Here is a 22,791-nt window from a genome sequence, read left to right on the forward strand (position 1 = left end):
GATGTCCACGCAGAAGACCATTCAGAAGCTGCTCGTCGCCAACCGCGGGGAGATCGCCGCGCGGGTCATGCGCACCGCGCACCGCCTCGGCATCGCGACGGTCGCGCTGTTCTCCGACCCCGACGCCGACGCTCCCCACGTCCAGCTCGCCGACGAGGCGGTCCGGCTCCCTGGGGCCGCCCCGTCGGACACATACCTGCGGGCCGACCTGGTGATCGCCGCCGCGCAGGCCACCGGTGCCGACGCCGTGCACCCCGGCTACGGGTTCCTCTCCGAGAACGCCGGCTTCGCCCGCGACTGCGCCGCGGCCGGGCTGACCTTCGTCGGCCCGACGCCGGAGGCCATCGCGTCGATGGGTTCCAAGCTCGAGGCCAAGGCGCTCATGGAGGCCGCGGGCGTGCCGGTGCTTCCGGGCGCGACCGTCACCGACGAGACCGACCTGTCGGTCGAGGCCGACCGGATCGGGTTCCCCGTGCTGGTCAAGGCCGCGTTCGGCGGTGGCGGACGCGGCATGCGCATCGTCCACGACGCCGACTCGCTGCGGGAGGCGGTCGACGGCGCCCGTCGTGAGGCCGCGTCGGCGTTCGGCGACGGGACGGTGTTCCTGGAGCGCTACGTCGTCGACCCGCGGCACGTCGAGGTGCAGATCCTCGGCGACACCCACGGCGACGTCGTGCACCTGTTCGAGCGCGAGTGTTCCATCCAGCGCCGCTACCAGAAGATCGTCGAGGAGTCGCCGTCCCCGGCGGTCGACGACGCGCTGCGCGCCGAGCTGGGCGCCGCCGCCGTCGCCGCGGGCAAGGCGATCGGCTACACCGGTGCGGGCACCGTCGAGTTCGTGCTCGACCAGGACGGGCGGTTCTTCTTCCTGGAGGTCAACACCCGGCTGCAGGTCGAGCACCCCGTCACCGAGCTGGTCACCGGGCTCGACCTCGTGGAGCAGCAGCTGCGCGTCGCCGAGGGTGCGCCGCTGCCGCCGGAGGTCACCGGTGCCACGATCACCGGCCACGCGATCGAGGTGCGGCTCTACGCCGAGGACGTGGCGGCCGGCTTCCTGCCCGCGACGGGCACCCTGCACTCGTTCGCCATCCCCGCCGGTGCCGGCATCCGCGTCGACACGGGGTTCGTCGACGGCTCGGTCGTCTCGCCCCACTACGACCCGATGCTCGCCAAGGTGATCGCGCACGGGCCCACCCGTACCGACGCCGCCCGCGCGCTGGCCCGCGCGCTGGCGACCGCCCGTATCCACGGCGTCACGACGAACCGCGACCTGCTCGTCGGCATCCTGCGCGAGCCGGAGTTCCTCGCGGGCGGCACCGACACCGGCTACCTGACCCGCCACGACCCGGCCGCGCTCTCGGCGCCCGCCGGGGGGCTCGCGCGGCACGCCGCCGCGGCCGCACTGGCCGCCCAGGCCTCGAACCGGGCGAGCGCCCGGGTGCTGGCGGCGGTTCCGTCGGGCTGGCGCAACGTCGGCGGGGCGCCGCAGCGCGTGGCCTACACGGTGGGGGACACCGAGATCGAGGTCAGCTACCGGTACCGGCGCGGGGCGCTGGACGTCGAGGTCGACGGGGCGCGCCTGGGCACCGCCGTCGTCGCGACGGCCGGGCCCGAGGCCGTGGTCCTGGAGGTCGACGGCGTGCGCAGGCGCTACAGCGTCGTCCGGGCCGGGGGAACGTCGTATGTGGACGGTCCCGACGGTTCGGTCGCCCTGGCCGAGGTGCCGCGCTTCGCCGATCCCAACGCGTTCGCCGCCGCCGGCTCGTTGCTCGCGCCGATGCCCGGCGGGGTGGTGCGGGTCCTCGCCGAGGCAGGGGCCGAGGTCACCGCCGGGCAGCCGCTCGTCGTGCTGGAGGCGATGAAGATGGAGCACACCGTCGCGGCACCGGTCGACGGCGTCGTGTCGGAGATCCATGTGGCGCAGGGTGACCAGGTCGACACCGGGCAGGTGCTGGCGGTCGTGGAGGAAGTGGCCGCGGAGGCGACAGCAGGATGACCGGGCCGACTCGTGTCGTGAGTGGCGATGGTCGCTCCGGTGACCATCGCTGCTCACAGGGGGATGTTCGGTGACGGCCGGGCTCGTCGCGGCCGCGGCGGGGACGACCCTCGACGCGCTGTACCGGCGCTCGATCCGCATCTTCGCCGACCGCACCGCGGTCACCACCGGTGACCCGGACGGTCCGGTGTGGACCTACCGCGAGCTGGGCGAGCGGGCCGGGCGGCTGGCGGCGGGCCTCGCCGCGAGCGGGGTCCGGCACGGCGACCGGGTCGCGGTGCTGTCGGAGACCCGGCCCGAGTTCGTCGAGCTCTACGTGGCGCTGGCGCGGCTCGGCGTCACCGCCATCACCCTCAACATCCGGTGGCACGCCGAGGAGATCGCGCACGCGGTCGGCGTGGCCCGACCCGTCGCGTTCGTGACGTCGGGGCTCGGGGCGGACCGGGCCGCGGCGGTGCGCGACCGCTGCCCGTCGGTGCGGCACTGGTACTGCATGGACGACACCGGCGACGCCGCCGGCTTCGAGCCCTACTCCGCGCTGCCCGCCGACGGCGACGTGCCGGCCGACGTCGCACAGCCCTCCGACGTGCACAACGTGCTCTACACCTCCGGCACCACCGGCCGGGCCAAGGGCGCCATGATCACCCAGCAGGCGGCGGCGATCCGCGCGCTGCGGCTGGCGCAGTGGTACTCGCTCACCCCCGACGACGGGTTCGTGGGCTGGCTGCCGCTGTTCCACACCGGCGGCGACGAGTCGCTCAACGCCACGCTGCTCACCGGCGGCATCTTCTGCGCCCTGGCCACCGCCCACACCGAGACGATGTTCGCGGCCGTCCAGCGCCACCGGCTGACGTGGACGCTGCTGCTGCCCGGCGTGATCACCGATGTGCTGCACCACGAGCGCCGCACCGACTACGACCTGTCGACGCTGCGGTTCGTGATCGGGTACGCCAACATGATGCCGACGGTCGTCAAGGAGCTGACGGCGGCGCTCGACGTGGACTTCAACGACGCGTTCGGCCAGACCGAGACCAGCTACGTCCTCGCGCACGGCTGGAGCGGGCCCGGCGAGGACCCGCACCTGCGCAAGATGCCGACCCCGCTGATGGAGGTCCGGATCGTCGACGCCCAGCTGCAGGAGACGCCCGTCGGGGTTCCGGGGGAGTGCGTCGTGCGCGGCCCGACCACGATGGCCGGCTACCTCGACGACCCCGAGGCCACCGCCGAGGTGTTCGCGGGCGGCTGGCTGCACACCGGCGACGTCCTCGTCCGGCACGACGACGGCACGCTGTCCTACGTCGACCGGGCGAAGTACCTGATCAAGACCGGTGGCGAGAACGTCTACCCGGCCGAGGTGGAGCAGGCGATCGCGGGCCACCCCGGGGTCGAGGAGGTCTGCGCCTACGGGGTCCCCGACCCGCGCTGGGGCGAGACCGTCAAGGTCGTCGTGGTACGCGCCCCCGGGGCCGACGTGAGCGGCGAGGAGGTCGTCGCCTGGTGCCGCGACCGGCTCGCGGCGTTCAAGCGGCCGCACTTCGTGGAGTTCGTCGACGCCGCCGAGCTCCCGCGCAGCACCACCGGGAAGCTACAACGTCATCTGCTCGCCGAACGCGGCGCGGACGAGAAGGAGCGGGTGTCGTGACCGACCGCCACGTGGACGTGAAGGACGAGGGCCGGGTCCGGATCCTGACGATGGACCGGCCCGACCGGCGCAACGCGCTGACCCCGCAGACCGTGGGGGAGATCGAGGAGGCCCTGCGCGACGCCGCGGAGGGCTCCACGATCGGCGCGGTCGTGCTGACCGGCGCGGGCGGGCACTTCTCCGCGGGCGGGGACGTCGACCACATCCTCGGCGCCATCTCCGGTGAGGACACCGCGCTGCTGACGATGATGCGCGCGTTCCACCGGGTCGTCGTCGAGATCTGGGAGTCGCGGCTGCCGGTGGTCGCGGCGGTGTCCGGGGTCGCCTACGGCGGCGGCATCAACCTGGCCCTGGCCTGCGACCTCGTCGTGATGTCGGCCGAGGCGCGGCTGTGCGAGGTGTTCGCCAGGCGTGGCATCGTCCCCGACGTCGCCGGCGCCTACCTGCTGCCGCGGATCGTCGGGGTGCACCGGGCCCGCGAGCTGATGCTGCTGGCGCCGGAGATCGACGCCGCCCGCGCCCTCGAATGGGGCATCGCGAACATCGTCGAGCCCGACCCGGACGCCGCGCTCGCGACGGCCGTGGCGAAGGCCGCGGAGCTCGCGTCGATGCCCGACTACACCGTCGCGCTGACGAAGAAGCTCGTGAACCACAGCCTGGACAGCGACCTGCGCAGCTCGTTGGAGCTGGAGGCGGTCAGCCAGGCGGCCGCACTGCGGTCGAAGGCCGCCACCGAGGGTTTCGAGGCGTTCCGGCAGAGTCGCCGGAGGACGGAGGATCGTCGATGAACATCGCGATGCTGTTGCGCCGCAGCGCGTCCGACCATGCCGAGCGGATCGCGACGGGGCTGGACGACGTCACGCTCACCTACCGCGAGTTCGCCGAGACGGGAGCCCGGTTCGCGACGCACCTGCTCGGCGAGGGGCTGCAGCCCGGCGAGCGCGTCGGGTTCTTCCTGCCCAACACGCTCGACTACCTACCGGGCCTGCTCGGTGTGTGGCAGGCGGGCGGTGTCGGCGTCCCGCTCAACTACCTGTTCCCGGACGCGCCGCTGCGGCACGCGATCCTCGACTCGGGCGCGACGGCCGTCGTCGCGCTGCCCGGCGACGTGGCGCGGCTGCAGAACCTGCTCGGGGACGCGCCCGTCCGGCTGCTCACGACCGGGCCCGACGGGAGCTTCACCGCGGCGGTCGCGGCGAGCGAGCCGGCCACCGACGTCGTCCCGCGCTACGACGACGACGACGCGCTGATCATGTACACCTCCGGTTCGACGGGGGTGCCCAAGGGCGTGCGGCAGACCCAGCGCAACGTCACCGCGCAGGTCGAAGCCGTCATCGACTGGTACGAGCTCACCGGCGACGACCACGCGCTCAACTGCATGCCGCTGTTCCACGTGGGCGGCCTGCACCTGGTCAGCCTGCCGACGCTGCTGCGCGGGGGCCGGATCACGTTCATGGGCAAGTGGGACCCGCTGGTGTGGCTCGACCTCGCGACGACCCTGCGTCCCACCTACGGCGGCCTGATCTCGACGATGCTGATCGACGTCGGCAACCGGACGGTCGGCTCGCCGGTCGTGCTCGACTCGTTCCGCATCTGCATGTTCGGCGGCTCCAGGACGCCCAACACCCCGATCGAGCGGCTCGCCGAGGGCACCGGCATCCACGGCGTGGAGATCTACGGGCAGACCGAGCAGAACGGGCTGGCGATCAGCTACCGGCCGGGCGAGCAGCGCCGGACCGGCTCCATGGGGCGGCCGCTCTCCCAGGTCGTGCAGACCCGGCTCGTCCCGCCGGCGGGTGGCCCCGACATCGAGCCGGGTTCCGGCGAGGTGGGTGAGCTGTGGGTGCGCGGCGACGCCGTCACACCCGGCTACTGGAACCGGCCCGACCTCGAGCCCGGCGCCGGCTCGGAGAAGTGGTCCGACGACGGCTGGTTCCGCACCGGTGACCTCATGTCCGCCGACGCCGACGGCTACCTCTACTACGTCGACCGGATCGACGACATGATCATCTCCGGCGGGGAGAACGTGTTCCCGCAGATGGTCGAGGAGCACCTCGCGGCGTGCCCCGACATCGCCGAGGTCGCCGTCATCGGCACGGCGCACGAGCGCTGGGTCGAGCAGGTGACGGCGATCGTGGTGCCCGCCAAGGAGGGCGTCACCGCGGAGTCGATCGCCGAGTGGGCCTCGACCCACCCCGACCTGCGCGGGATCCACCGTCCGCGGCGCATCGAGATCGTGGATGCCTTGCCGCGCACGGGTTCCGGCAAACTCAACCGCCCCGAGCTGCGCAAGGAGTTCCCGTGACCGGACCGGTCCACTACGAGGTCGAGGACGGCGTCGGCTGGCTGACGATCGATCGGCCCGAGGCCCGCAACGCGCTGTCGAAGGCGGTGCGCGACGGGCTCTGGGACGGCATCCGGACCTTCAACGACGACGACTCGGCCAAGGTCCTCGTCCTCACCGCCACGGGCGCGAAGGCGTTCTGCGCGGGCGGTGACCTCAAGGAGATGGCGGAGACCTCGCTGCAGGTCCCGCCGCCGGACTTCCTGCCGCAGTTCGGCCGCAACATCGACGTCCCGAAGCCGACGATCGCCGCGGTCAACGGGGTCGCGTTCGCGGGCGGCTTCCTGCTGGCCCAGCAGTGCGACCTCGTGGTGGCCGCCACGCACGCCACGTTCGCGGTCAGCGAGGTCAAGGTCGGTCGTGGGTCGCCGTGGGCGGCGCCGCTGTCGTGGCTGGTGCCGCCGCGGCTGGCGCTGGAGATCCTCATGACCGGCGACCCCGTCGACGCGCACCGGGCCCGTGAGCTCGGCCTGGTCAACCACGTCGTCGACCTCGCCGATCTCCGGGACCACACGCAGAACCTCGCGAAGCGGATCGCGGCCAACGCGCCGCTGTCGGTGCTCGCGAGCAAGCGCACCGCCTATCTGTCGGCGCAGCTGCCGATGGAACAGGCCTACGCCAGGGCCGAGGAGATCTGGGAGCCGGTGTACATGTCCGCCGACGCCCAGGAGGGCCCCGCGGCGTTCCGTGAGAAGCGCACCCCGCAGTGGAAGGGACGGTAGGCCATGCCCGTGTCGATGGACGCGCTCGCCGACGACATCACGGCCGAGACCGCGGTCCTGCGCGAGATCCTCACCGGACTGTCGGAGCCGGACTGGCGACGTGACACCCCCGCCGTCGGCTGGACCATCGCCGACCAGGTGAGCCACCTCGCGCACTTCGACGCCACGGCGGTGAAGTCGGCCGTCGACCCGGACGGGTTCCGCGCCGACCTGGAGAACTCCCCGCCGATCGACCCCGACGCCGTCGCCCTGCAGTACCGCGACCTCACGGGCGCGGAGATGCTGCGCTGGTTCGACGGCGAGCGCACCCGGCTGATCGAGACCTTCCGCGGGCTCGACCCGGCCCTGCGGGTCCCGTGGTACGGGCCGCCGATGAGCGCCGCGTCGTCGTTCACCGCCCGGCTCATGGAGACCTGGGCGCACACCCAGGACATCGCCGACACCGTCGGCGTCACGCGTGAGCCGTCGGCCCGGCTGCGCCACGTGGCCCACATCGGCATCGGTGCCCGCGCCTACAGCTACGCGGTGAACGGCGTCGCGATGCCCGAGGCGCCCATCCGGGTGGAGCTCGCGGCGCCGGACGGCTCCACGTGGACGTGGGGCCCCGAGGGCGCGGCCGACCGGGTCACCGGACCGGCCCTGGACTTCTGCCTGGCGGTGACCCAGCGCCGACACCGCGACGACACCGCGTTGCAGATCACCGGTCCGGTGGCCAACGAGTGGATGTCGTTCGCGCAGGCCTTCGCCGGTGCTGCGGGCACCGGCCGCAAGCCGGGACAGTTCGCATGAGCACGCCGCGCAGGCCGATCGTCATCGGCAACATCTCCGGGTTCTACGGCGACCGCATCAACGCCGCGCGCGAGATGGTCGAGGGCGGGCCCGTCGACGTCGTCTGCGGCGACTACCTCGCCGAGCTGACGATGCTGATCCTCGCCAAGGCGCAGGCCAAGGACCCCGCGCTCGGCTACGCCAGGACGTTCCTCACCCAGGTCGAGCAGATCCTCGGGACCTGCCTCGAGCGCGGCATCAAGATCGTGTCGAACGCCGGGGGGCTCAACCCCGCCGGGCTGGCCGACGCGATCCGGGAGGTGGCGGCCAAGCTCGGTCTCGACGTCGCCGTCGCCCACGTCGAGGGCGACGACCTGCGTGGCGACCTGGGCGCGATCGTCCCGCCGGTCGCCGGGAAGCCCGTGTCGGCCAACGCCTACCTCGGGGGCTGGGGCATCGCCGAGGCCCTCGGCGCGGGGGCCGACGTCGTGGTCACCGGGCGGGTCACCGACGCCTCGTTGGTGGTGGGGCCTGCGGCCTGGTGGCACGGTTGGGGTCCGACCGACTGGGACGCGCTCGCGGGCGCGGTGGTGGCCGGGCACGTGATCGAGTGCGGGCCGCAGGCCACGGGCGGCAACTACGCGTTCTTCTCCGAGGTGACCGACCGCCGCTACCCCGGCTTCCCCATCGCCGAGGTGGCCGCCGACGGCTCGACCGTGATCACCAAGCACCCCGGAACGGGCGGCCTGGTCTCCACCGGGACCGTCACCGCGCAGCTGCTCTACGAGATCCAGGGCCCGGCCTACCTCGGCCCCGACGTCACCACCCACTTCGACACGATCACCCTCGAGCAGGAGGGCGAGCACCGGACCCGCATCTCGGGGGTCCGCGGCAGCGCGCCGCCGGACACCCTGAAGGTCGCGCTCAACGACAACGGCGGCTACCGCAACTCGATGACCATGGTCCTCACCGGCCTGGACATCGAGGAGAAGGCCGCCTTCGCCGAGGAGATGCTCTTCGGGATCCTGGGTGGGCGCGACCGGTTCGCCGAGGTGGACGTCAGGCTGCTGCGCTTCGACCAACCCGACGCCCCCACGAACGAGCAGGCGACGGCGCACCTGCGGGTCACGGTCAAGGACCAGGACCCGCGGCTGGTCGGCCGCGCGTTCTCCAACGCGACGATGGAGCTCGCGCTCGCCGGCTACCCCGGCTTCCACACCACGACCCCGCCCTCCAGCGAGTCGGCGTTCGGCATCTACCGGCCCGCCACCGTCGCGCGCAGCGCCGTCACCCAGACGGTGGTGCTGCCCGACGGGACGCGGCGGGTCGTCGCCGACCCGCCGACCGGGCCCGCGGACGTCACGGCGCCCACCGGGGCCGCGGCCGGCGCCCGCCCGGGCAGCGGCGCGGTGCCCGACGGCCCGACCCGGCGGGTGCCGCTGGGGACGGTGTGCGCGGCGCGCTCCGGGGACAAGGGCGGCAACGCCAACATCGGCCTCTGGGCCCGCGATGACGCCGGGTACGCCTGGATGGCGGCCCACCTCGACGTCGACACGATCCGCGGGCTGATCGGCCCCGAGGCCGCCGACCTGCGGATCGAACGGTTCGAGCTGCCCAACCTGCGAGCGCTCAACGTGGTGGTGCACGGGATCCTGGGCGAGGGCGTCGCCTCCACGACGCGACCGGACCCGCAGGCCAAGGGCCTGGGCGAGTACGTGCGCAGCCGCCTCGTGGACGTGCCGGAGGCACTGCTGCAGGACTGACCGCGCGACCGGCGCGACCCCGCTCGTCGTCTCGAACATGTGTTCGATGTTAGCGGCGGGGTCCGACAGTTCCCGCCGGACCGGCTCAGGCCGGGCCGGCGGCCCGCCGCAACGGGCCGTCGACCCAGCGGTCGACGTCCCGGCGGTGACGCAGCCGTACGACGGGCAGCGTCGGCCTGCGGGTGGCCAGCGCCGTGATCCGCAGCGCCGTCTTGTGGTGGGTGTCCCAGGCCCACCGCACGATGTGCTCGCGGTCGGTGAGGATCGTCCGCAGCGGCGGCTCGACATTGCCGTTCCAGAGGACCTCGCGGCCGAGCCGGCGCCGCATCGTGCGCACCGAGACCTGACGCATCACCGTCGCGCGGGGCAGGTCGAGCCAGACCATCAGGTCGGCGCGGTCGGCGAGCAGGTCACGGACGGCGGAGTACTGCCACTCGGTGACCCACGCCGGCTGCGCGCTGAACGCCTCGACGTCGGCGACGAACGTCGGGATCCGGGTCCAGCCGGGGCCGTGGAACAGCGCGTCGATCTCGACGTGCGGTGCACCGGTCAGCGCGGCGATACGCGCGGACAGCGTCGTCTTCCCCGAGCCCGACGTGCCCGCGACCAGTACGCGGGCGGGTCGTGCGGGCAACGGGTCGGCGGGTCCCAGCTCCATCGGTCCCGCCCGGTCAGCGGCGGACGCCCGCGGTGTGGGCGAGCAGTGCGTCGGCGAGCGGGTCGACGACGGCCGCGGGCAGCGCGTGTCCCATGCCCGGGACGGTCGTCAGCTCGGCGCCGGCGATGGTGTCGGCGAGATGGCGGGCGTGCGGGGGCGGGTTGACGGGGTCGTCGGGCGCCTCGACGACGAGGGTCGGCACCGTCACGCTCCCGAGCTCCGCCGCGCGCTCCAGGCCGTCCTGGGCGGCCCTGGCGTGGGCACCAGGGGTGTCGGGCCGCCCCGTGTGCGCGATGACGCGGCGCTCGAGCTCACGGAACTCGTCGGGGTCGAAGGGGATCGTGGTGCCGTTGAGCAGCCGCCAGTGCTCCACGCGCCACGCGAGCTCGCCCGCGTCGTCGCGCGGGTCGTCGAACTCCTGCCACATCCGCAGCAGGGACAGGGACGGACCGGGCATGTCCGGCACGTCCCAGGCGTCGAGCGCGGCTGTGCAGAGCAGCGTCGCCGACAGCAGGCGGTCGGGATGGTCGAGCAGCAGGAGCTGGACGAGCGTGCCGCCCATCGACATCCCCACCACGTGCGCGCGTTCGACGTCCCAGGCGTCGAGGACGGCGACCGCGTCGTCGGCGAGATCGGCGACGGAGTAGGGCTGCTCGTCGAACGCCCAGGTCGAGCGGCCGGTGTCCCGGTGGTCGTAGCGGATCACGGGATGGTGCGCGGTGAGCCGGGCGAGCAGGGTCTCCGGCCAGGCGAGCCCGGAGGCGTTCGCGCCCATGATCAGCAGCAGCGGGTCGGCCCCGGCCGGCCCGGCCAGCCGTTCGGACCACAGCCGCACGCCGTCGGCGACGTCGACGAAACGTTCCACTCGCCCAGCCTGCCAACGGCTGTGCACGGCGCCGCAACCGGGACCCGGCGCGGACGAGCGAGCGGCCCGACGCGGCGGACGTGCCGCCGTGCCGGGCCGGAGCTCACTTGAGCGCGTCGAGCAGCGCCTGGCGCTGCCGGTCGCCCAGGCCCGCGGCCCGGCGGGACGCGTCGATGCCGGTCTTCTCCAGCAGCGCGCTGACCTTGGCGGGGCCGTAGCCCGGAAGGCTCTTCAGCAGGTCCGCCACCTTGGTCTTGCCGACGATCGCGTCGGACTTCGCGCGGTCGAGGACCGCGGGGATCGTCTCGTCGCCCCGGGCGATCGCGTCGCGCAGCTCCTTGCGGGCCGTGCGCGCGGCGGCGGCCTTCTTCAGGGCCTCCTGACGCTGTTCGGGAGTCAGCGTGGGCAGTGCCATGTGTCGAACTCCTCTACTCGGTGAAGTCCCCGTCCAGGTCGAACAGGGCTCATCTTCGCCGCACAGACTGGCAGAAGGGCCCGACGACGTACCGAGAACCCCTGCTCAGGTGCGATTCGCGGGCCTTCCGATGCGCTCAGCGGACGGATGCGGCCCGTCGCGCCACCCGACCGTGGGACGTCGAGCATCCCCAGGTCAGCGCGTCGCGGGCGGCTGCGGGCTGTCCGAGGCCGAGCACGAGGCCGCCAGCGAGACCGGAGCGGTGGACTGCGGGGTCGTCGTCGGCGCGGTCGTCGGCGCGGCCGAGCGGGTGGACCGCGACGTCGTGGGCGTCGTCGTCGGCGCGGGCAGCGGCTTCCCGTCGATCGAGGCGGCCACGACCTCGCGCATGTAGGACGGATCGGGCGCGCCCGGGTTGAAGTGGCCGTCGCGCTCGTTGGGGTCGGGCAGCGTGGGGTCGAACGTGACGCTGCTGAGGTTCACGCCCTTGTCGTCGATCAGGGACACGAGGTGCGGCAGCAGCGCCTGCGGGATGTTGGTGTCGATGTTCTGCGTGGCCACCTTCGCCACCGTCTGGAAGTTCGACAGCAGCGACGCCGGGCTCTTCTGGTCGAGCACCGCCTGGATCAGGCAGCGCTGCCGGCCCATCCGGTCGTAGTCGCTGGAGTCGCGGCGCGAGCGGGCGAACCAGAGCGCCTGCTCGCCGTCGAGCCGCTGGACCCCCGGCTGGATGTAGCCGTCGGGTCGGACGTGCCGGCCGTCGGGCAGCACGCCGCCGATGGGCAGCGGCACCGGGCCGACGTCGACGGTCACCCCGCCGAGCGCGTCGATGAGGGCGGAGAAGCCCTCCATGTCGACCTCGAGGAAGTAGTCCAGCGGCAGGTCCAGCATGTACGTCACCGACTGCATCAGCAGGTTGATGCCGGGGTCGGCGCTGGGGCCCGCGGGCGCGACCCCCGGGTTCTGGTGCGCGTAGGCGTACACGGCGTTGAGCAGGTAGTTCCCGGAGAGCGGGTCGCGCGGGTCGCGGAACCCGTTGGGGAAGCGCTCCGCCATCGGGGACCCCGGCGGGAACTGGGCACGCTGGATGTTGCGCGGGAGGCCGAACAGGATGGTCTTCGCGGTGTGCGTGTCGATGCTCGCGACCATCATCGTGTCGGTGCGGGTGCCCGTCCGGTCGGGCCCGGCGTCGCTGCCGATCATCAGGACGTTGAGCCGCGGCTTGTTGATGGCCTCCTCGGCGCTGGTCCCGCCGCCCTTGAACAGCTCGTTGAGCAGGTTGCGCTGGGAGTTCGCGATGTCGGCCGCGAAGCCGAAGGGCGCCGCCACCACCAGACACAACGCCACGACGACGAGCGTGCCGAGCGCCTGCTGGCCGGTCTTCATCCCGGGCGGGCGGGCCAGCGCCCACGTCCGCACGATGACGACGATCCAGCCCAGCGCGGCGGCCAGGACGACGACGGCGACCCCCGCCAGCACCCGCGCCGAGAGCGCCGACTCGATCAGCGTCGAGCGTCCGACGAGCGCGAGCGTGACCAGCGCCGCGATCGCCAGCAGGAAGACGGTGAGGATCGCCGTCCCGGCGCGGCGCCTGCCGAGGATGAGGTGCCCGGAGCCCGGGACGAGCGTCGACGCCGCGGTGATGCCGAGTGCGGCGCCGAGGCCGCGGCGGCGGCCGCCGGGGCCGGTCCGGGCCGGGGGCGTGCCTGCGCGCGCCGGCGGCCGGGTGGGACCGGCCCCGCGGAGCCGTTCCGGGCGGGCCGGGCGGTCGGCGTCGGGGCCGTCGCGGCGGGCGGGGCCGTCGGTGACGCGGGACGTCGGCTGGTCGTCGACGGCGGCCGCGCGGCTCCCCGGTCCGCGCCCGGGTGTGTCGGCACCGGTGTCGGTGCCGGAACCGTCGTCCGGGAGGACGGCGGCCCGGGAGAGCGCCGGGACGGTCGGGCGCGCGTCGTCGGCGCCCGGTAGTGGGCCGGGAGGGCGCTGTGGGCCGGGCCGGCGGCCGCGCCGCGCGGCGGCACCGGAGGGGCGGTTCGGCCCGTCGGCGCGGCGCGCCGGGGCGTCGGGCGGCCGCGGGGTGCCGTCGCCCGCCGGCCGGGCGGGGTCGGCGGGCCGGCGCGGGCCGCCGGGGGACCGGTCGGGCGGCGGGGGCGGCGGGGCACCGGGCGAGCGGTCGGGCCCCGGGGCGCCAGGCGGCCGGTCGGCGGGCGGCCGGTCGGCGGGCGCGGATCCGGGTCGACGCGGGGCGGCACCGCCGGCCCCCGGGCGCCCGCCCGGTCCGCTGTCGGGCGTGCGCGGCGGTCCGCTGTGGGCCGTGCGCGGCGGTCCGTTGTCGGGCGTGCGCGGCGGTCCGCCGTCGGCGCTCTGGCGGGGCGGGGTGCCCTCGTCCGGCGGCCGGGGCGGGCGGGGCCGGCCGGGTCCGGGGCGGCGGCCCGCCGACGCGTCCGGTCCGCTCGCGAATGGTTGCACAGCGTCACCGGTACGGCGGGTGCGCGGCGCGCCGGTGCGACCCCAGAGCTCGTTGCGCTGCGCCTGCTCGCGCTCGGCGCGGCGTGGCCACGGCGACGGGCCGGACGACGAGGGCGGATTGTCCGGACGGTGCTCGCGGTCGCGTGGGTCCAGATCGTCCAACCGCAGGTCACCCCCCTCGTCGTGTCGAGGTTACCTGCGCGTCGGCCGACCACCCGGATTTCGCCGGGAGGCGAGGGAGCGACCGTGCCCGGCACCTCGGATTCGGCGGAGCCTACTTCCAGTGACGGCGACCACTCTGCGCGACCGGGCCGTCCCCGGCCGACGGCGACGAGCAGGCCGGGTGATCGCCGGTCACTACAGTGAATGCGGGAGGTGGGTGCATGTCCGACGCGACGCCACAGGACGGTCCGGCCGCCCGGCTCGAGGCCCTGCGCACGCGGCTGCGCGCCGAGCCCCGGCTGCTGGTCGCCTACTCCGGCGGCGCCGACTCCGCGCTGGTCGCGGCCGTCGCCGCGGAGGAACTCGGACCCGCCGCGGTGGCCGTCACGGCCGTGTCCGCCAGCCTGCCCGCGCGCGAACGCCGGGCCGCGCGCGACTTCGCCCGTCGCCACGGCATCACCCACGTCGAGGTCGCGACCGACGAGCTCGACCGCCCCGAGTACGTCGCGAACTCCGGCGACCGGTGCTTCCACTGCAAGTCCGCGCTGCTCGACGCGCTGGTCCCGCTCGCGGAGCTCTCAGGGGCCGCGATCGCGCTCGGCACGAACCTCGACGACCTGGGCGACCACCGCCCCGGCCAGCGCGCGGCCGCGCTGCGCGGCGCGGTGGCGCCGCTCGTCGACGCCGGGCTCACCAAGTCCGACGTCCGGGCGGTCAGCGCGCTGCTGGGCCTGGAGACGGCCGACAAGCCGGCGGCGGCGTGCCTCTCGTCGCGCGTGGCCTACGGGGACCCGGTGACCGAGCAGGTCCTGGCACGTATCGAGGCCGCCGAGGAGGCGTTGCGCGCGTTGGGGTTCGCGAGCTGCCGGGTGCGGGCGCACGCCGACGGGACCGTCGCGCGGCTGGAGGTCCCCGAGGCGGAGTACCCGCGGGTCACGACGCTGCGCGCCGAGATCGACGCCGCGGTCCGCGGGGCCGGGTTCGCGTTCTGCGCCGTCGACCTGCAGGCATTCCGCAGCGGCCGGATGAACGTGCTGCTGGGTCTCCCGGCGGTCGCGGGATCGTCGTGACGAACGGCTTCGAGGACCTGGGCCACTCCCGGCCCGACACCGCCCGCGAGGCGCGGACGGGCCTGCCGGAGGTCGTCTACGGCCCCGGGAAGACCGTCGCGGAGATCGTCGCGGTGGTGGACAGCCTGCTCGCCGCCAACACCGGCCCGGTGCTGGTGACCAGGGTGGAGCCGGCCGTCGCCGACGCGGTGCTCGCCGACGTCGGTGCCGGGGGCGCCCACGTGCCGGCCGGTCGGCTCCTGGTCTGGCGGCCCGCGGCGCCGCGGGGGTTCGTGCTCGCCGTCGTCTCGGCCGGGACGTCGGACGGACCCGTCGCGGCCGAGGCCGCCGAGGTCGCCCGCGCCGTCGGGCTCACCGTGCGCCGGTTCGCCGACGTGGGCGTGGCGGGCCTGCACCGGCTGCTCGCGGTCCGGGACGAGATCGCCGCGGCCGACGCGGTCGTGTGCGTCGCGGGGATGGAAGGGGCGCTGCCGAGCGTCGTCGGCGGCCTGGTCGGGGCGCCGGTGATCGCCGTGCCGACGTCGATCGGTTACGGCGCCACCCTGGACGGGGTGACCGCGCTGCTGGCCATGATGTCGTCGTGCGCGGCGGGGATGACCGTCGTCAACATCGACTCCGGGTTCTCCGCGGCCATGGCCGCGTTCCGGATCGCGGCCTCGCGCGAGCGCGCCGCGGCCACCGGGGACACGATCGCGCGGCCCGCGGGCGCGACCGTGCGGCCGACGGGGCCCGCGCCCGCGACGGCGGGGCGCGAGGGCGGGACCGTCGAGCGGATGGTCCATCTCGAGACCAATGTGGACGACGTCACCGGTGAGGTGCTCGGCCATCTCGTCGAGCGGCTGCTCACGGCGGGCGCCGCCGACGCCTGGGTCGCGCCCGTCGTCATGAAGAAGTCGCGGCCAGCGCACACGGTCCATGTGCTGGCCGCGACGTCGGCGGTCGCGGAGTGCGAGCGGATCGTGCTGGCCGAGACAGGATCGCTGGGGTTGCGCCGGACGAGCGTCGACCGCGTCGCCCTGCCGCGCACGACGACCACTGTGGACGTCGGCGGGCACCGGGTGCGGGTGAAGACGGGTCCGTGGGGGAGCAAACCCGAGCACGACGACGTGGTGGCGGCGGCCACGGCGCTGGGGCTGCCGCTGCGTGCCGTGGCGGCACGCGCCGGGGCGGCCGCTCAGCCGGCCGCGGCCTCGCTCGACGACGCGGCGGGCCCGGTCCCCGACGCCGCGGGCGCGACGTCCGGGGAACCCGACGACGTCGTGTAGTCGAGCTGTGGCGGCGAGGCGAGCGTCCGCGTCACGTAGCAGACCCGCTTCGCGGCCTCGACGAGCTTGTCGAGCTCCTCGCCCTGCGGGGCGTCGGCGTGCACGTCGATGCGGAACGCGTCGAAGCTCGGACCCTTGTAGCGGCCGGTGACGTCGACCCGCAGCCCCGACAGCGCCACGTTGCGCTTGGCGGCGCTGTAGGCGACGGCGGTGGTGAAGCACGACGCGATGGACGCGAGCAGCAGCTCGGTCGGCTGCGGCCCCGTTCCGGTTCCGCCGGGGACCCCGGTCGGTTCGTCGGACACGACCTCGAAGCCGCCGGCGTCCACGACCGACCGCAACCCGCCGCTCCAGCGAGCGTGCACGGTACGCTCTGTGGCTCCCACGAATACCTCCTCCGAACTGCTGCAACACCGGTGCAACCGGCATGGTGCACGGTGGCCACCGTCACACGCCGGAATCGAACACGGGGAGCTGTCGATGACAACCGTCGCTCACGCGCCCATCCAGGTGATGACGTGCCGGGGCGAGTGCCCGGCCGCCGCACGCTACCCCGATCACCACGAGCTGCTGCTCGCCGTCGATCGGGACCCGGAGGCCCTGCTCGCGCTGCTGGAGCTGGCCGTGACCTGGCACGAGCTCGACTACACCGACGAGGCCGTGATCGGCCCGGCCGGGTGGCTCGACTTCGCCGCGACCCACGACTGGGTGTTCCCGGACCGTGCCGAGCGCGCGTTCAGCCTCGCCGTCGACATCGTCGGCAGGCGCATCGCCGGGACCGGTGCCGCCGCGGACGTGGCGTCCAGCCTGGCCACCGTCATCGAGTTGGTGCGCAGCTGATCCCGCCCGACCACGTGTCCTCGCCGGTGCCGCCGGACTTCCTGGACCTCCCGCCGCGCTCGGTCAAGCCGAGGGTGGCCGGCCTGACGCACGTCATCGATCCCGGGTCGGGCGTCCTCGCCACCCGGGACCTGCTGGCGTCCGCGTCGGCCCACATCGACATCTGGAAGATCGGCTGGGGAACCGCCTACGTCGACTCGGCCCTCGGCGACAAGATCGCGTTGCTCGCCGCGCACGACGTCGCGGTCTGCCTCGGCGGCACGCTGCTGGAGATCGCGTGGGCCCAGGGCCGCGCGGACGCGTGCCTGGCCTGGGCGCGCGAGTCGGGCTTCTCCCACGTCGAGGTCTCGCGCGGGACGGTCGACATGAGCCTCGCCGAGAAGGGCGCCCTGATCCGACGGGCGGCGCGCGACTTCACCGTGCTGGCCGAGGTCGGCGACAAGGCGCCCGGCGAGGTCCTCGCCGCGCGCACCTGGCCGGGCGAGGCCGTGGCCGACCTCGAGGCGGGGGCGTGGCTCGTCGTCACCGAGGGCCGGCAGAGCGGCACCGTGGGCACGTTCGACGCCGCCGGCCGGGTGCGGCCCGACGTCGTGGAGGCGGTCGCGGGCGCGGTCGGCGTGACGCGCATCGTGTTCGAGGCGCCCAAGGCGTCGCAGCAGGCGTGGTTCGTCCGCCGGTTCGGCGCCGACGTCAACCTCGGTAACGTGGCCGTCGGTGACGTCCTGTCCGCGGAGACGCTGCGGCTGGGGCTGCGCTCGGACACCGCCGCCGTCGTCCGCCGCGACGAAGCCGGATCGGACACCGCGTGACGGCGGCCGACACCCGGAGGATCCCGCTGTCCCGCACGGCTTCGCACGACGGTCCCGCCGCCGACCCCGCCGCCGACCCCGCTGCCGGGCCCGACCCCGCCACCGACCCGGCGGGTACCGCGGCGCGCCCGACGCCGGCCGTCGCGGGGTTCCGCGGGCCCAACCTCATCCCGAACCGGTACCGCGGAGTGTCGGTCACCCCGGTCCCCGACGACGTCCCGCTCACCGAGGAGGCGTTGCGCGAGTACCTCACCGGCCGCGACGCCTACCGCCGGACGCGGTTCGTCGTCGCGCGCCGCCAGGGTGACTTCTCCCAGGTCGCGCTGCTGCACGTCGAGCACGACACGCAGGGCGAGCTGTTCTCGCCCGTCACCGCCGTCACGATGCTCGCGCGTCCCGACGAGTGCACGTTCGTGGTCGACGAGTCGGTCGACACCGGCATCCCGTCGGACCTGGTGCGCTGCGCCCGCGAACGGGCCCCGCACGCGCGGGTCGCGGTGATCCAGGGCCGCTACGCGCACATCAGCTTCGTGCTCGAGCCGCGGATGCTCCACGTCGGTGTCCGCGAGGTCGTGCCGCCGGAGCCGGCGAAGCTGCTCGACCAGGCCCGGCGCATCCTCGCGGTGTCCGAGCAGCTGCCGCCGATGGACCTCGTCGGCGAGCTGGTCGACCTGGCCGACCTTGCCGCACAGCGCCCGGACGAGCACTACCTGCTGCCGTGCCGTGGCTCCGGCGGCGAGGTGCCCGGCGCGACGGTGTCCTATCTCGACGAGCACCCCCCGAAGGCCGACTGGACGCTGCTGGGCTGCGAGCGGTCGCGCCAGATCCACCACTGGTTCTACGGCGAGGACCCGCCGCGTGTGGACTTCTGCCCCAAGCGTTCGTTGGAGGCGCAGCCGCCCGCCGACGGCGGCATGGTCCTCACCAAGTGCTGCCTGCAGGAGGAGCACGTCGAGTCCGGACCGGGGTGGGCCAGCGTCCCGTGGGGGGCGTCGCTGGAGCACATCCGCGAGGCACTCGCCCTGCTCGCCGCACAGGAGGATCCCCCGTGGGCACCCGTCTGAGCTCGTCCACCCTCTACGCGCACCTGTGGGGGACGCCCGAGACGGCGGGGATCTTCGACGAGAAGGCGATGCTGCAGACCTGGCTCGACGAGCTGGGCGCGCTGGCCAGGGCGCAGGCGTCGCTCGGCATCGTGCCGGCGGCGTCGGCCGCGGCGATCACCGCCGCGGCGAAGGTGGAGTCGCTGGACCTCGACTACGTCGCGGAACAGACCCGCGCCACCTCCCACTCCACGCTGGGCCTGATCCGCGGGCTGCTGCGGGTGCTGCCGGAGGACGTCCGCGAGCACGTCTACATGGGCGCGACCGTCCAGGACGTCTCGGACACGTGGTTCGGCATCGTCATGCGCGACGTCGGGGCCATCGCGTGGCGCGACCTGCGCGCGATCGAGGCGTCGCTGCTGGGGCTGGCCCGCCGGCACCGTGACGACGTCATGGCCGGCCGCACGCACGGCCAGCCCGGCGCGCCCATCACGTTCGGGTTCAAGGTCGCCTCGTGGGCCGACGAGGTGCGCCGGCACCTGGAGCGGCTGCGCGAGGGACGGCCCCGCTGGGTCGTGGGGCAGCTCGGCGGGGCGGTCGGCGCGCTGGCCTTCTTCGGTGCCGACGGTCCCGAGCTGCGCGCGCGGTTCTGCGCCGAGCTCGGCCTGGGCGACCCCGGCATCTCGTGGCTCACCGCACGCGACCGGGTCGCGGAGTTCGGCACGGTGCTCGCGATGGTCTGCGGGACGTTGGCGCGCATCGGCACCGAGGTCTACGAGCTCGCGCGGCCCGAGATCGGCGAGCTGGCCGAGGCGGCGCCGTCGGGCGCGGTCAGCTCGATCACCATGCCCCACAAGCGCAACCCCGAGGGCTCCGAGCACCTCGACACGCTGGCCCGGCTGGCGCGGTCGTCGTCGGCGGTGCTGGTCGAGGGCCTCGTCGCGGGGCACGAGCGCGACGGGCGGGCCTGGAAGGCGGAGTGGATCGCGCTGCCGGAGGTCTGCCAGCTGACGGCGACGGCGCTGCGGCTGGGCCGTGCCCTGCTCGACGGTCTCGAGGTGTACCCGCAGGCCATGGCCGCCAACGTCGGCCGCTACGGCGGCGGGCTGGAGTCCGAGCGCGTGCTGGCGGGCCTGTCGGCCGAGATCGGCAAGCACCGGGCGCAGCAGGCGTTGCACGAGGTGCTGCGTGAGGAGGGGGCCGACCTGTCGGCGGGCCTCGTCGCGCGCGGGCTCGCCACCGCGGAGCAGGTGCGCGCGTGGGGCAACGGCCCCGCCGTCGACGCCGCCGCCGCCATGGTCGACGTCGTGGTCGCGCGGGCCGAGGCCGCCCGCTCCGACGAGCCCGAGGAGTGGGCGTGAGCGGCCTCGTGAGGACCACCGCGCTGCCGTGGGCCGAGCTCGCCCGGTTCCCGCTGGCGGCCGGACCGACGCCGCTGGTGCGTGCGCACCGGCTGGAGGCCGCGCTCGGCATCGGCCCGCTGCTGGTCAAGCGCGACGACCTGATCGGCTTCGGCGTGGCGGGCAACAAGACCCGGCCGCTGGAGTTCCTCGTCGGCGCCGCGGTGCAGCAGGGCGCGCGGGTGTTCGTCACCGGCGGCGGGCCCGGTTCCAACTTCTGCGCCGCGGCCGCGATGGCCGCGCGCGCCGCGGGGCTGGCCTGCGAGCTGCACGTCTGGGGCGATCCGCGGTCGGCGAACCTCGCGCTCGCGACGGCCGCCGGCGCCACCCTGGTGCCGACCGGCGGCAGCGTCCGCGAGGAGGTCGACGAGCAGGTCATGGCCCGGGTCGCCCAGCTCGGCGCGAGTGCCTACGGCGTCCCGCGCGGGGGCTCCACGGCGCTGGGCGCCGTCGGGTTCGCCGCGGGCGCGGCCGAGGTCGCCGCCCAGCTCGCCGCCGCGGACGTCCGGCCCGGGCTGATCGTGCTGCCCGTCGGCTCCGGCGGCAGCGTCGCGGGCCTGCTCACCGGACTGGCCGCCGTCGGGCTCGACGTGCCGGTGCTCGGCGTGTCGGTGAGCCGCCCGTTGGACGAGATCCGGGCCAAGGTGCTCGAGCTCGCCGCGGGCTGCGCCGCGCTGCTGGGCTGCGCCGCACCCGATCCGGGCGCACTGACGCTGGTCGACGCCCGCGGCCCCGGCTTCGGCACGGCGAGCGAGCGCGAGCGCGCCCACGCCCGCGAGGCGCTGTGGGCCGAGGGCCTGCTGCTCGACGAGACGTACGGGGCCGAGGCCTTCTCCGCGGTGGTCGACCTGGTCGACCCACCCGCCGACGGCCCGGTCCTGTGGTGGCACACCGGCGGGCTGCTGCCCGCCGTCGGCTCCCTGCTGAAAGGACCAGCATGACCACCCCGACCCGGTCCGCGGGACGCGCTCTCGGCTTCCCGCAGACCGGTCCCGCCCCCGAGCTCGTCGAGTCGGGCTTCGCACTGGAGAACGCCGACGCGAGCTTCCTGCACCGCGGGCTGAACCTCGCCGACATCGCGCACGTGCTGGACCTGCGCCGCCGCGGGATCGTCCCCGAGGACGCGGCGCGCGAGCTGCTGGCACTGCTGCTGGAGGTCACCGAGGTCGACGCCGACGACTTCCCGTACGACCCGTCGCACGGCGAGCCGTACAACTCCCGCGAGCACTTCTTCGTCTCGCGCATCGGCGACGTCGCGGGCTGGCTGCACGCCGGCAGGCCGCGCCGCGAGGCCGCGAGGGTGGCGCTGCGGCTGCACCTGCGCCGTCAGCTCACCGAGCTGGTGGAGGAGGCCGTGGCCTTCGCGCGCGACGCCGTGGCCACGGCCGAGACCCACGCCTCGACGCTGCTGCCCGACCAGACCTACCTGCAGCAGGCGCAGCCGTCGACGTTCGGTCACTACCTGCTGTCGTTCGTCTACCCGGCCGTGCGCGACGCGCGACGGCTGCTCGACGAGCTCGACTGGGTCGACTCGTCGCCGGGCGGTGCGGGGTGTGTCAACGGCACCCGGTTGCTCGACGACCGCGGCCCGGTCGCGTCGGCGCTCGGTTTCCGCGGGGTCATCCCGCACACCCGCGACGCGATGTGGCAGGTCGACGGCCTGGTGCACATCCTGGCGACGGCGGCGAGCCTGCTGTCGAACTTCTCCAAGCTCGCCGAGGACCTCGAGATCTTCTCCTCGAGCGAGTTCGACTTCGTCGACCTGGCCGATGCCTACACCCGGTCGAGCATCCTGATGCCGCAGAAGCGCAACCCGTACGCGCTGTCGATCATCCGCGGCGCCAACGGCGTGGTCATCGGCCGGCTGACGGGCTTCCTCGCGGTGACGAAGAGCCCGTCGGCACGCAGCGACAACCTGATCTTCGCCTACGGCGAGGTGCCCCGCGCGCTCGACCTGAGCCTGCGCATCACCCGGCTGACCAGCGGCGTCGTCCGCACGCTGAAGGTCAACCCGGTGCGCATGCGCGAGGAGCTCGACCGCGGATACACCCAGGCGACCGACCTCGCCGAGCACCTCGTGCAGCGGCTGGGTGTCGACTACCGAACGGCCTACGTCGTCGTCGGGAACACCGTGCGCGCGGCCAGCCGGGCCGGGGTCCCGGGCGCCCAGATCACGGGGGCGATGATCGACGAGGCGGCCGTCGCACACACCGGGCGCAGCTGGGGCCTGGCGGGGGAGGACCTGTCCGGGGTGCTGGACCCGGTCAGTATCGTGGCGTCGCGGCGCGCCGAGGGTGGCGCGGCGCAGGCCGCGGTGGCCGACATGGTGTCGCGGCTGCGCGCCGAGCTCGACGAACTGGCGGCGTACGCCGCCGCGCGGACCGCCGGTTTCGACCGGGCCGAGCAGGAGCTGCTCGTCCAAGCGCGCGGTGTGGCCGGGTGAGCCGGATGGCCGGATCGAGATGGATCACGGTGGGTGATCGTCGCCGCCAGAGACCCGGGTCGTCGCAGGTAAGGGCACCTCGACCCGGTGATTGACATCACCCGAGCGTTGAGTATGGTG

The 22,791-nt window shown here is 74.4% G+C and carries 20 protein-coding genes; 15 read left to right on the forward strand and 5 right to left on the reverse strand.

The window, feature by feature from the left end:
* Position 1 precedes the first annotated feature (1 nt).
* From PSED_RS08160 to PSED_RS08190, 7 genes are all read left to right on the forward strand, one after another.
* On the forward strand, positions 2-1,996 hold the full coding sequence (locus PSED_RS08160) for an ATP-binding protein (RefSeq protein ID WP_013673772.1): 1,995 nt from the start codon (positions 2-4) through the stop codon (positions 1,994-1,996).
* A 70-nt stretch (positions 1,997-2,066) separates the two neighbouring features.
* Positions 2,067-3,638: a class I adenylate-forming enzyme family protein gene (locus tag PSED_RS08165; RefSeq protein ID WP_013673773.1), complete on the forward strand. Its 1,572-nt coding sequence runs from the start codon at positions 2,067-2,069 to the stop codon at positions 3,636-3,638.
* A complete protein-coding gene (locus tag PSED_RS08170) occupies positions 3,635-4,426 on the forward strand; it encodes an enoyl-CoA hydratase/isomerase family protein (protein ID WP_013673774.1) in 792 nt (263 codons plus the stop codon). The genes PSED_RS08165 and PSED_RS08170 overlap by 4 nt, the downstream gene beginning before the upstream one ends.
* The gene (locus PSED_RS08175; RefSeq protein WP_013673775.1) at positions 4,423-5,943 is read left to right on the forward strand and encodes a class I adenylate-forming enzyme family protein; all 1,521 of its coding nucleotides are present in this window, start codon (positions 4,423-4,425) and stop codon (positions 5,941-5,943) included. The genes PSED_RS08170 and PSED_RS08175 overlap by 4 nt, the downstream gene beginning before the upstream one ends.
* Positions 5,940-6,704 carry an enoyl-CoA hydratase/isomerase family protein gene (locus tag PSED_RS08180; protein WP_013673776.1) on the forward strand — a complete coding sequence of 255 codons (765 nt, stop codon included), beginning with the start codon at positions 5,940-5,942 and terminating at the stop codon, positions 6,702-6,704. The genes PSED_RS08175 and PSED_RS08180 overlap by 4 nt, the downstream gene beginning before the upstream one ends.
* Positions 6,705-6,707: 3 nt before the next feature.
* Positions 6,708-7,493, forward strand: coding sequence for a TIGR03084 family metal-binding protein (locus PSED_RS08185; RefSeq protein WP_013673777.1), 786 nt, complete (start codon positions 6,708-6,710; stop codon positions 7,491-7,493).
* On the forward strand, positions 7,490-9,235 hold the full coding sequence (locus PSED_RS08190; RefSeq protein ID WP_013673778.1) for an acyclic terpene utilization AtuA family protein: 1,746 nt from the start codon (positions 7,490-7,492) through the stop codon (positions 9,233-9,235). The genes PSED_RS08185 and PSED_RS08190 overlap by 4 nt, the downstream gene beginning before the upstream one ends.
* Before the next feature lie 85 nt (positions 9,236-9,320).
* On the opposite strand, the gene PSED_RS08195 is transcribed toward PSED_RS08190, so the two are convergent.
* From PSED_RS08195 to PSED_RS08210, 4 genes are all read right to left on the reverse strand, one after another.
* Positions 9,321-9,893: a P-loop NTPase family protein gene (locus tag PSED_RS08195; protein ID WP_013673779.1), complete on the reverse strand. Its 573-nt coding sequence runs from the start codon at positions 9,891-9,893 to the stop codon at positions 9,321-9,323.
* 13 nt (positions 9,894-9,906) lie between these two features.
* On the reverse strand, positions 9,907-10,758 hold the full coding sequence (locus PSED_RS08200; RefSeq protein WP_013673780.1) for an alpha/beta fold hydrolase: 852 nt from the start codon (positions 10,756-10,758) through the stop codon (positions 9,907-9,909).
* Between the two features lie 103 nt (positions 10,759-10,861).
* Positions 10,862-11,173, reverse strand: a complete 312-nt coding sequence (gene mihF, locus PSED_RS08205) for an integration host factor, actinobacterial type (protein ID WP_013673781.1) — start codon at positions 11,171-11,173, stop codon at positions 10,862-10,864.
* Between the two features lie 195 nt (positions 11,174-11,368).
* Positions 11,369-13,801 (reverse strand): LCP family protein, encoded by a 2,433-nt coding sequence (locus tag PSED_RS08210; protein WP_049803336.1) that lies wholly within the window; start codon positions 13,799-13,801, stop codon positions 11,369-11,371.
* Between the two features lie 221 nt (positions 13,802-14,022).
* On the opposite strand from PSED_RS08210, the gene larE reads away from it, so the two are divergent.
* On the forward strand, positions 14,023-14,871 hold the full coding sequence (gene larE, locus PSED_RS08215; protein WP_013673783.1) for an ATP-dependent sacrificial sulfur transferase LarE: 849 nt from the start codon (positions 14,023-14,025) through the stop codon (positions 14,869-14,871).
* Positions 14,868-16,136, forward strand: coding sequence for a nickel pincer cofactor biosynthesis protein LarB (gene larB / locus PSED_RS08220; RefSeq protein ID WP_013673784.1), 1,269 nt, complete (start codon positions 14,868-14,870; stop codon positions 16,134-16,136). Before larE ends, larB begins: the two co-directional genes overlap by 4 nt.
* Here larB and PSED_RS08225 read toward each other — a convergent pair.
* A complete protein-coding gene (locus tag PSED_RS08225; RefSeq protein ID WP_013673785.1) occupies positions 16,046-16,522 on the reverse strand; it encodes an OsmC family protein in 477 nt (158 codons plus the stop codon). The two genes, larB and PSED_RS08225, sit on opposite strands and share 91 nt — an antisense overlap.
* A gap of 94 nt (positions 16,523-16,616) precedes the next feature.
* On the opposite strand from PSED_RS08225, the gene PSED_RS08230 reads away from it, so the two are divergent.
* Genes PSED_RS08230 through argH form a run of 6 tightly spaced genes read left to right on the forward strand, consistent with a single transcriptional unit; the run spans position 16,617 to position 22,671 of the window.
* Positions 16,617-16,976 (forward strand): hypothetical protein, encoded by a 360-nt coding sequence (locus PSED_RS08230; RefSeq protein ID WP_013673786.1) that lies wholly within the window; start codon positions 16,617-16,619, stop codon positions 16,974-16,976.
* Between the two features lie 14 nt (positions 16,977-16,990).
* Positions 16,991-17,785: a phosphosulfolactate synthase gene (locus tag PSED_RS08235; protein ID WP_013673787.1), complete on the forward strand. Its 795-nt coding sequence runs from the start codon at positions 16,991-16,993 to the stop codon at positions 17,783-17,785.
* Positions 17,782-18,849 carry an XcbA family protein gene (locus tag PSED_RS08240; RefSeq protein ID WP_013673788.1) on the forward strand — a complete coding sequence of 356 codons (1,068 nt, stop codon included), beginning with the start codon at positions 17,782-17,784 and terminating at the stop codon, positions 18,847-18,849. The genes PSED_RS08235 and PSED_RS08240 overlap by 4 nt, the downstream gene beginning before the upstream one ends.
* On the forward strand, positions 18,834-20,189 hold the full coding sequence (locus PSED_RS08245) for a class-II fumarase/aspartase family protein (RefSeq protein WP_013673789.1): 1,356 nt from the start codon (positions 18,834-18,836) through the stop codon (positions 20,187-20,189). The genes PSED_RS08240 and PSED_RS08245 overlap by 16 nt, the downstream gene beginning before the upstream one ends.
* Entirely contained in the window at positions 20,186-21,169 is a 984-nt protein-coding gene (locus PSED_RS08250) for a 1-aminocyclopropane-1-carboxylate deaminase/D-cysteine desulfhydrase (RefSeq protein WP_013673790.1), read from the forward strand. Before PSED_RS08245 ends, PSED_RS08250 begins: the two co-directional genes overlap by 4 nt.
* Positions 21,166-22,671 (forward strand): argininosuccinate lyase, encoded by a 1,506-nt coding sequence (argH, locus tag PSED_RS08255; protein ID WP_013673791.1) that lies wholly within the window; start codon positions 21,166-21,168, stop codon positions 22,669-22,671. Before PSED_RS08250 ends, argH begins: the two co-directional genes overlap by 4 nt.
* The last annotated feature ends 120 nt before the right edge of the window (positions 22,672-22,791 follow it).

Origin of the sequence: Pseudonocardia benzenivorans CB1190 (assembly GCF_000196675.2) — a bacterium.
In the GTDB taxonomy this organism is placed as follows: domain Bacteria; phylum Actinomycetota; class Actinomycetes; order Mycobacteriales; family Pseudonocardiaceae; genus Pseudonocardia; species Pseudonocardia benzenivorans.

Coding starts and splice junctions, on each gene's coding strand:
- PSED_RS08160 (WP_013673772.1), top strand. CDS start 2: ATGTCCACGCAGAAGACCATTCAGAAGCTGCTCGTCGCCAACCGCGGG.
- PSED_RS08175 (WP_013673775.1), top strand. CDS start 4,423: ATGAACATCGCGATGCTGTTGCGCCGCAGCGCGTCCGACCATGCCGAG.
- PSED_RS08185 (WP_013673777.1), top strand. CDS start 6,708: ATGCCCGTGTCGATGGACGCGCTCGCCGACGACATCACGGCCGAGACC.
- PSED_RS08190 (WP_013673778.1), top strand. CDS start 7,490: ATGAGCACGCCGCGCAGGCCGATCGTCATCGGCAACATCTCCGGGTTC.
- PSED_RS08195 (WP_013673779.1), bottom strand. CDS start 9,893: ATGGAGCTGGGACCCGCCGACCCGTTGCCCGCACGACCCGCCCGCGTA.
- mihF (WP_013673781.1), bottom strand. CDS start 11,173: ATGGCACTGCCCACGCTGACTCCCGAACAGCGTCAGGAGGCCCTGAAG.
- larE (WP_013673783.1), top strand. CDS start 14,023: ATGTCCGACGCGACGCCACAGGACGGTCCGGCCGCCCGGCTCGAGGCC.
- PSED_RS08230 (WP_013673786.1), top strand. CDS start 16,617: ATGACAACCGTCGCTCACGCGCCCATCCAGGTGATGACGTGCCGGGGC.
- argH (WP_013673791.1), top strand. CDS start 21,166: ATGACCACCCCGACCCGGTCCGCGGGACGCGCTCTCGGCTTCCCGCAG.